General features: G+C 58.3%; 11 protein-coding genes. All 11 read left to right on the top strand.

Going from position 1 to position 7,449, the window contains the following annotated elements; all coding sequences use genetic code 11:
* Window positions 1-220 (top strand): RpiB/LacA/LacB family sugar-phosphate isomerase (locus tag ACWI8T_RS07155; RefSeq protein ID WP_449138442.1); only part of this gene is annotated, 220 nt, incomplete at its 5' end.
* A 138-nt stretch (window positions 221-358) separates the two neighbouring features.
* The gene (glyA, locus tag ACWI8T_RS07150; protein ID WP_418949327.1) at window positions 359-1,600 is read left to right on the top strand and encodes a serine hydroxymethyltransferase; all 1,242 of its coding nucleotides are present in this window, start codon (window positions 359-361) and stop codon (window positions 1,598-1,600) included.
* A 137-nt stretch (window positions 1,601-1,737) separates the two neighbouring features.
* A complete protein-coding gene (gene upp / locus ACWI8T_RS07145; protein ID WP_288168975.1) occupies window positions 1,738-2,388 on the top strand; it encodes a uracil phosphoribosyltransferase in 651 nt (216 codons plus the stop codon).
* 15 nt (window positions 2,389-2,403) lie between these two features.
* On the top strand, window positions 2,404-2,865 hold the full coding sequence (locus tag ACWI8T_RS07140; RefSeq protein WP_114615395.1) for a deoxycytidylate deaminase: 462 nt from the start codon (window positions 2,404-2,406) through the stop codon (window positions 2,863-2,865).
* Between the two features lie 169 nt (window positions 2,866-3,034).
* Window positions 3,035-3,325, top strand: a complete 291-nt coding sequence (locus tag ACWI8T_RS07135) for a hypothetical protein (RefSeq protein ID WP_114615394.1) — start codon at window positions 3,035-3,037, stop codon at window positions 3,323-3,325.
* Window positions 3,326-3,350: 25 nt separating this feature from the next.
* Window positions 3,351-4,154, top strand: a complete 804-nt coding sequence (gene atpB, locus ACWI8T_RS07130) for a F0F1 ATP synthase subunit A (protein WP_114615393.1) — start codon at window positions 3,351-3,353, stop codon at window positions 4,152-4,154.
* A gap of 160 nt (window positions 4,155-4,314) precedes the next feature.
* Entirely contained in the window at window positions 4,315-4,533 is a 219-nt protein-coding gene (gene atpE / locus ACWI8T_RS07125) for an ATP synthase F0 subunit C (RefSeq protein ID WP_114615392.1), read from the top strand.
* 17 nt (window positions 4,534-4,550) lie between these two features.
* Window positions 4,551-5,192: a F0F1 ATP synthase subunit B gene (atpF, locus tag ACWI8T_RS07120; RefSeq protein ID WP_114615391.1), complete on the top strand. Its 642-nt coding sequence runs from the start codon at window positions 4,551-4,553 to the stop codon at window positions 5,190-5,192.
* Window positions 5,182-5,760 carry an ATP synthase F1 subunit delta gene (atpH, locus tag ACWI8T_RS07115; protein WP_329934657.1) on the top strand — a complete coding sequence of 193 codons (579 nt, stop codon included), beginning with the start codon at window positions 5,182-5,184 and terminating at the stop codon, window positions 5,758-5,760. Before atpF ends, atpH begins: the two co-directional genes overlap by 11 nt.
* On the top strand, window positions 5,754-7,319 hold the full coding sequence (atpA, locus tag ACWI8T_RS07110; protein ID WP_183907127.1) for a F0F1 ATP synthase subunit alpha: 1,566 nt from the start codon (window positions 5,754-5,756) through the stop codon (window positions 7,317-7,319). The genes atpH and atpA overlap by 7 nt, the downstream gene beginning before the upstream one ends.
* A 12-nt stretch (window positions 7,320-7,331) precedes the next feature.
* A partial coding sequence (locus ACWI8T_RS07105; protein ID WP_449138443.1) for a F0F1 ATP synthase subunit gamma occupies window positions 7,332-7,449 on the top strand: 118 nt, incomplete at its 3' end.

The raw sequence follows: 7,449 nt of genomic DNA, 5'->3' as shown, positions 1-7,449 counted from the left end.
TGGCTGCCGTGCTGCGAACATCATCAACGTGCAGTTTGCCGAGCTGTGCCGTCAGCACAACGATGCGAACATCATCACGCTTTCCGGTCGTTTCGTTGAGCTCGACGTGAACAAGCAGATCGTCGACACCTTCCTTACGACTAAATTCGAGGGCGGCCGCCACGCTATGCGCGTGAAAAAGATCATGGACCTCGACGCCGACGTGAATACGTATCGCTAGGTGCCAGCCACCATCGTTTTCGAACGATTGCGTTAAATACCGAAGAGAAGGGAGCCCCCACGGCTCCCTTCGGCTATATTGGAGCGGTTCCGAAACTCGCGCGTGACGCGCGGTGCCGTATCAAACGAAGGAGACAGCATGTCTTTGCTCGCCGAACAAGACCCTCAGGTGGCCGAGGCAATTTCCGAAGAACTCGATCGCCAGCGCAATTCCATCGAGCTTATCGCGTCCGAGAATTTCACCAGCCCTGCCGTCATGCAGGCCATGGGCAGCGTGCTTACCAATAAATACGCGGAAGGCTATCCGGGCAAGCGTTATTACGGCGGCTGCGAGAAAGTCGACATCGTCGAGGATCTCGCGCGCGATCGCGCGAAGGAATTGTTCGGCGCAAAGTTCGCCAATGTGCAGCCCCATTCGGGCGCCAATGCCAACTTGGCGGCATATTTCGCAACCATCAAGCCGGGCGATGTCGTGCTTGGCATGAGCCTCGACAACGGCGGCCATCTTACGCACGGTTCGCCGGCGAACTTCTCGGGCAAGCTGTACGACTTCCATGCCTATGGACTGGGCGAGGATGAGCGCATCGACTACGACGCCATCGAGCGCATGGCGAAGGAGCTGCACCCCAAGCTCATCGTGGGCGGCGCGAGCGCCTATCCGCGCGTGATCGACTTTGAGCGCATGGCGCGCATCGCGCACGACAACGGCGCGCTTTTCATGGTCGATATGGCCCACATCGCCGGCCTGGTTGCTACGGGCGCGCATCCGTCGCCTGTGCCGTATGCCGACATCGTGACCACCACCACGCACAAAACCCTGCGCGGCCCGCGCGGCGGCCTCATTCTCACCAACGACGAGGCTCTCGCGAAGAAAATTAACTCCGCGGTGTTCCCGGGCAGCCAGGGCGGCCCGCTCATGCACGTGATCGCGGGTAAGGCCGTTGCGCTGGGCGAGGCGCTCAAGCCCGAATTCAAAACGTACATCGACAATGTGGTGAAGAACTGCGCCGCGATGGCCGATGGCCTTATCGATGGCGGCCTGCGTCTGGTGACGGGCGGCACCGACAACCACCTGTGCTTGGTCGATCTCACGCCTGCCGACGTGACTGGCAAAGACGCTGAAAAGCTGCTCGAAAGCGTCGGCCTTACCGTGAACAAGAACACCATTCCCAACGAGCCCCGCAGTCCGTTTGTGGCGAGCGGTATTCGCGTGGGCACGGCGGCTGCTACCACGCGCGGCCTCGATGCCGAAGACTTCAACATGGTGGGCAAGCTCATCGCCGCGACCGTGTTCGCGAATGGCGATGAAGCGAAGCTCACCGAAATCAAAGAGGGCGTGAAGGCCATTATCGCCAAGCATCCCTTGTATCCCGAGCTGTAATCAAGTTCGCGTGCTGATCGCGTGAAAAACTGCGAAAAGAGGCTCGCCGGCTCGGCATTCCGCTTGGCCGGCGAGTTTTGTGTGCCGCGTGGCATTGCAGTATCATGAATGCGTTTCAATTCAGAGAGGATGAGCCCATGGCCAACGTTACGTACGACAAGAATTGCCTTACCGTGCTCGACCACCCGCTGGTCGGCCATAAGATGACGATTTTGCGCGACGAAAGCACCGCCCCCGCGCACTTCCGCAAGCTTGTCCACGAGCTCGCGGCGCTCGAGGCCTATGAGGCGACGCGCGATTTGCCCACGATGCAGGTGCAGGTGAAAACCCCCATTTGCGAAACCGAGGGCGTGCGACTCAAGGACGACACCTTGGCCGTGGTTCCCATTCTTCGTGCAGGCATGGGCATGCTTGAGGGCGTGCTTTCGGTTGTTCCGTCGGCCGCTGTGGGCGTGCTCGGCATGGAGCGAGACGAAGAGACCCACGAGCCACATTCCTATTACGCAAAAATGCCTCAGGGCATCGAGAATCGCATGGCGCTCGTGATTGACCCCATGTTGGCTACGGGCGGCAGCGCTCTGGCCGCGATCAAGTACCTTCGAGAGGCGGGCGTGAAAGACATTCGCCTGCTCGTTATGGTTGCCGCCCCTGAAGGCGTGGCTGCCGTGAACGCCGCCGAGCCCGATGTGCATATTTGGGCTTGCGCGCTCGATGAAGGCCTCAACGATGCTGCGTATATCGTTCCCGGCCTTGGCGATGCCGGCGATCGCATCTTCGGCACGGTCTAGGTAAGGAAGTTCTTCATGCGCGATACGCAACGACCCAGCTGGGACGAATATTTCTTGAAGCTCGCCTTCGAGGTTTCGAAGCGTTCGACGTGCCTGCGTCGTGCGGTAGGTGCCATCATCGTGAAGGACCGTCGCATTCTGGCCACGGGCTACAATGGCGTGCCTTCGGGTTTGCGACATTGCGAAGAAACAGGATGTTTGCGCGAACAGCTCGGCGTGCCCAGCGGCCAGCGCCACGAGATTTGTCGAGGCCTGCATGCCGAGCAGAACGCGATCATCCAAGCCGCGCGCTACGGCATCGACATTGAGGGATCGTCGATCTACATCACCACCGAGCCGTGCTCGGTGTGCGCGAAGATGCTCATCAATGCAGGCATTAAGGAGATTGTGTTCGCCACCGCGTATCCCGATAAACTCTCCGAAGAGCTGCTCGGCGAAACTGATATCCTCATTCGCTGCGTTGAATACTCCGAATAACGCGCGTTATTCATCGGCATGGGCGTTATTTACGTGCCGCTTACGAGTTTTTTTCAACTTTTAAACGCTTCATGCATTCATATGCGTAGTTCTTTGTTAAGGTAACGATTGTTTGCCGCGGAATAGAGGCAAGCAACACGACGAGAAGTAGGAGAGTGAGCACCGCAATATGCTCATCGCATTGGGAATTGTGACCGGTATCTTAGGGTTTCTGCCATTGTTCCTGTCTTTGAGGTTATCGCGCCGTTCTACTTCCACGCACGCCCTCACTATTGGTCTGTACGGCCTTGCTGGCGTTGCAATCTCTCTTGTCATACTTGTCGCGGGGCTTATCGCCTGCGCGATGCTTGCACGCGACGGGCTCGTGGGTTTCGTCGTGGCCGAAGGCATCGTGTTTTTGGGCTGCACCATCGCGTTCGTCGTGTACAAGAACGTGCTTGCCAAGCGCAAGCGCGTTTAAGTGAAATTAGTAAGGAAGGAAAGCTATGGAGGGTCTTGCAACCGCTCTCGGTAACTTCGTCGAGGAAGCACAAGGGCTCTCGGCCCAGTTCGATCCCCAGGTCGTGTTCTATATCGGCCCCTGGGGCGTCACGCAGTATATTGTGTGGCTGTTCATCGCTCTGGCCGTGACGTTCGCCGTCGTGCTCGTTGCCGCTAAGAAGGTTTCGTTGGTTCCCACCAACAAATTCGTGAACACGGTTGAGTTTGGTTACGACTTCGTGAACAGCTCTATCGCTGAAGACGTTATTGGCGAAGGCTTCAAGAAGCATGTGCCGTTCCTCGCAACGATCTTCTTCTTTATCCTCGTCTGCAACATCTTGGGCCTCGTTCCTGGCTTCAAGACGTCTACCGGCGCCATTTCGTGCACCTGGGCTCTCGCAGTCATTTCGTTCGTGTACTTCAACTTCTATGGCATGAAGACTTTCGGCTTCTTCCAGTACTTCAAGAACCTCTGCCCGTCGGGCGTTCCTGGTCCCATGAAGCCGGTCATCTGGTTCCTCGAGCTCTTCTCGATGGTCATTCGCGTGCTTACCCTTGCCGTCCGACTTTATGGCAACATGCTTGCTGGCCACATGATGCTCGCTATCTTCAGCATCGCCACCACCTGCTTCATCCAGACTGCGCTGTTCTCTGGTTCTATGGACCTCATCGCCGGCCTGCCTTCGATCGCATGGTTCGCCCTGCTTGTTGTTATGTATGCCCTCGAGTGCTTGGTTGCTTTCATTCAGGCGTTCGTTTTCGCGATTCTGTCGGCTTCCTACGTATCCACCGCGGTGCATGCGCACTAAGCCCCAGTCGTTTGGCATCGACCGCCGCGTCGTTAAACCGCCCGCCCTGCGTGGCGCACACGCATAACTATGGTGTTGCAGCTGCACCCCTCAGCTGAGCAATATTGGATCTTGCCCCGACGCGACTTGAGAAGTGAGGGGCACGACAAAGGAGGAAACTGTGGAAATCACGCTCGCGCTCGCCGCACTGAAGGTCGTCGGCTACGGCCTGGCCGCCATCGGCCCCGGCATCGGCATCGGCATCGCCACCTATGGCCTTTGCACCGCTGCTGCCCGCCAGCCCGAGATGAAGGGTACGCTCATGGGCTACTTCTTCATCGGCGCTGCTATGTCTGAGGCGCTGGCTCTGCTCGGCTTGGTTCTGTTCTTCATCGGCTAATCACGCTCGATTACTGCATGATTACTAAGAAAGAACAGGAGGCAAACGAGTTGAAGCATTTCAACAAGGCAGCTGGCAAGCTCAGCGCCGTGGCTCTGTCCGCGGGTGCTCTCGCTCTGTCGTGCCCGACGTATGCGTTCGCTTCCCAGGGAGGTGGCATCGAAGCCATTCTGCCTGAGATGAGCGAATTCATTCCTATGCTCGTCGCCTTCATTATTCTGTGGATCGTCCTGGCCAAGTTTGGCTGGCCCGTCTTCGACAAGATGCTTGAGAAGCGCGCGAACACCATTCGCGACGACCTCAAGAACGCTGAAGAAGCGCGCCAGGAAAGCGAGCGCGTGCTTGCTGAGTACCAGCAGCAGCTCGCTGAGGCCAAGGTTCAGGCTTCCAAGATCGTCGCCGACGCCAAGAAGGCCGGCGAAGACGTGAAGGCCGACATCACCGCCAAGGCGCAGGCAGAAGCCGCCGGCATGATTGAGAAGGCCCATGCGGCCATCGAGGCAGAGAAGAAGGCCGCTATCGCCGACCTTCAGGGTTCTGTCGCCGACCTCTCGATTAACGTCGCGGCCAAGCTCATCGGCAACGACTTGACCGATGACGAGCATCGCAAGATGATCGAGCGCTATGTCGCAGAGGCAGGTAGCTTCAATGCCAAATAATCGACTGCTCGCAAAAGAAGAGGTCGCGACCTATTCCGGCATGCTCCTCGACGCCGCCCTTGAGCAGGGTGGGGCAGAGCGCGTGCTTGAGGTTCGCGAGCAGCTGGATTTCGTGCTTCGCACCTACCGCGGCAACGCGGATTTGCGCGAGGCGCTTGGCAATCCGGCGTACTCCCCTGAGCAGCGACACACGTTGGCCGTCAACGTGTTCGATGGTATCGATCCTTTGGCCGTCAGCGTTATCGCTGTCATGGCTGAGCGTGGCGACCTCGACAAGCTTTCTTCTACCGTGAATGCGTACCGCAACGCGGCCGAGGAAAAGCTCGGCGTAGCGGTTGTCGATGTCACCACTGTGGTGGCTCTCGACGATCATCTGCGCGAGGTCATCACCGAGAAGCTCTCTGTTGATCTGGGCAAGAAGGTCGTGCTGCGCGAGCACATCGACGCTTCTATCCTGGGCGGCATCATTATGAGCACCAATGGAAAACGCATTGATGCAAGCGTTGCTTCCGAACTGGAACACGCGCGCATCGTGCTCAAAGAAGAAAACGATGGAGGTGAATGCTAGTGACTGAAATCACCGCGAAGTCTATCGACGAAGCGCTGCGCAAACAGCTGGAGTCCCTCGACACGAGCGTCGATGCACGCGAGGTCGGTACGGTCGTCCAGGTTGGCGACGGTATTGCTCGCGTCGACGGCTTGAAGGGCGCCATGGCCGGCGAGCTCCTCGAGTTTATTGGTGAGGGCGGCAAGACCGTGTACGGCTTGGCCCAGAACCTTGAGGAAGAGGAAGTCGGCGCTGTGCTCCTCGGCGATGTCACGGCAATCCGAGAGAACGATCAGGTTCGCACCACCGGCAAGATCATGGAAGTGCCTTCGGGCAAGGGTCTTCTCGGCCGCGTTGTGAACCCGCTTGGCATGCCCATCGACGGCAAAGGCCCCATTAAGGCCGACGGCTATCGCCCCGTCGAGTTCAAGGCTCCTGGCGTTATCAGCCGCAAGCCCGTGCATGAGCCCATGCAGACCGGCATCATCGCAGTTGACTCGATGATTCCTATCGGCCGTGGCCAGCGCGAGCTCATCATTGGCGACCGCCAGACCGGCAAGACTGCTATTGCTATCGATGCCATTATCAACCAGAAAGACAACGACATGATTTGCATCTATGTCGCTGTTGGCCAGAAGGCCTCTACGGTTGCCGGCATCATGGAGACCTTCGAGAAGTACGGCGTTATGGACAAGACGATTATCGTCGCCGCCACCGCCGCCGACTCGGCTCCGCTGCAGTACATCGCTCCTATGGCTGGTGCTGCAATGGGTGAGTACTTCGTCTACAACGGCGAAGACGGCAAGCCCGCTGGCCCCGAGAACCTCGGCCGCCACGTGCTTATCACCTATGACGACCTGACCAAACAGGCTGTTGCTTACCGTCAGATGTCGTTGACCCTGCGTCGCCCGCCGGGACGCGAAGCTTACCCCGGCGACATCTTCTACCTGCATTCGCGCCTGCTGGAGCGTGCTGTGAAGATGAACGAGGAATACGGCCTCGGCTCCATGACGGCTCTGCCGATCATCGAGACGCAGGCAGGCGACGTGTCTGCATACATTCCGACCAACGTTATTTCTATTACCGACGGTCAGATTTACCTGCAGACCGACCTGTTCTATCAGGGCCAGCGCCCCGCTGTCGACGTCGGCATTTCGGTGTCCCGCGTTGGTGGCTCCGCGCAGACCAAGGCCGTCAAATCGGTTTCCGGTACTCTGCGCCTCGACCTTGCTGCATACCGCGAGCTCAAGGCGTTTACCCAGTTCGGTTCTGACCTGGATAAGTCTACCCAGGATCAGCTGAACCGCGGCGCCCGTATGACCGAGCTGCTCAAGCAGGGCCGCTACAGCACTCTTTCCTTCGAGGAAGAGGCCGTGGCTGTCTACGCTGGTGGCAAGGGCTTCCTGGACGACGTGCCGGTTTCTGACGTCGTGCGCTTCCGCAACGAGCTCATCGAGTTCCTGCGCGCAAGCCACGCTGACGTCCTGAAGAAGATTCACGACGATGCGAAATTCACCCCTGAAAGCGAAGCTGCGCTCAACGCTGCTATCGACGCTTTCAAGGCGCAATTCGTGGCGTAAGGAAGGCCCAAAATGCCTAACCTGCACGACATTGAAAAGCGCATCAAGTCGGTTTCTTCGACGAAGCAGATTACGCGCACCATGGAAATGGTCGCTGGTGCGAAGGTTAAATATGCCACCGAGCGTATTC

Source organism: Slackia sp., assembly GCF_977041755.1.
This window is presented reverse-complemented; position numbering and strand designations above follow the sequence as displayed.

Coding starts and splice junctions, on each gene's coding strand:
- glyA (WP_418949327.1), top strand. CDS start 359: ATGTCTTTGCTCGCCGAACAAGACCCTCAGGTGGCCGAGGCAATTTCC.
- upp (WP_288168975.1), top strand. CDS start 1,738: ATGGCCAACGTTACGTACGACAAGAATTGCCTTACCGTGCTCGACCAC.
- ACWI8T_RS07140 (WP_114615395.1), top strand. CDS start 2,404: ATGCGCGATACGCAACGACCCAGCTGGGACGAATATTTCTTGAAGCTC.
- ACWI8T_RS07135 (WP_114615394.1), top strand. CDS start 3,035: ATGCTCATCGCATTGGGAATTGTGACCGGTATCTTAGGGTTTCTGCCA.
- atpB (WP_114615393.1), top strand. CDS start 3,351: ATGGAGGGTCTTGCAACCGCTCTCGGTAACTTCGTCGAGGAAGCACAA.
- atpF (WP_114615391.1), top strand. CDS start 4,551: ATGATTACTAAGAAAGAACAGGAGGCAAACGAGTTGAAGCATTTCAAC.
- atpH (WP_329934657.1), top strand. CDS start 5,182: ATGCCAAATAATCGACTGCTCGCAAAAGAAGAGGTCGCGACCTATTCC.
- atpA (WP_183907127.1), top strand. CDS start 5,754: ATGCTAGTGACTGAAATCACCGCGAAGTCTATCGACGAAGCGCTGCGC.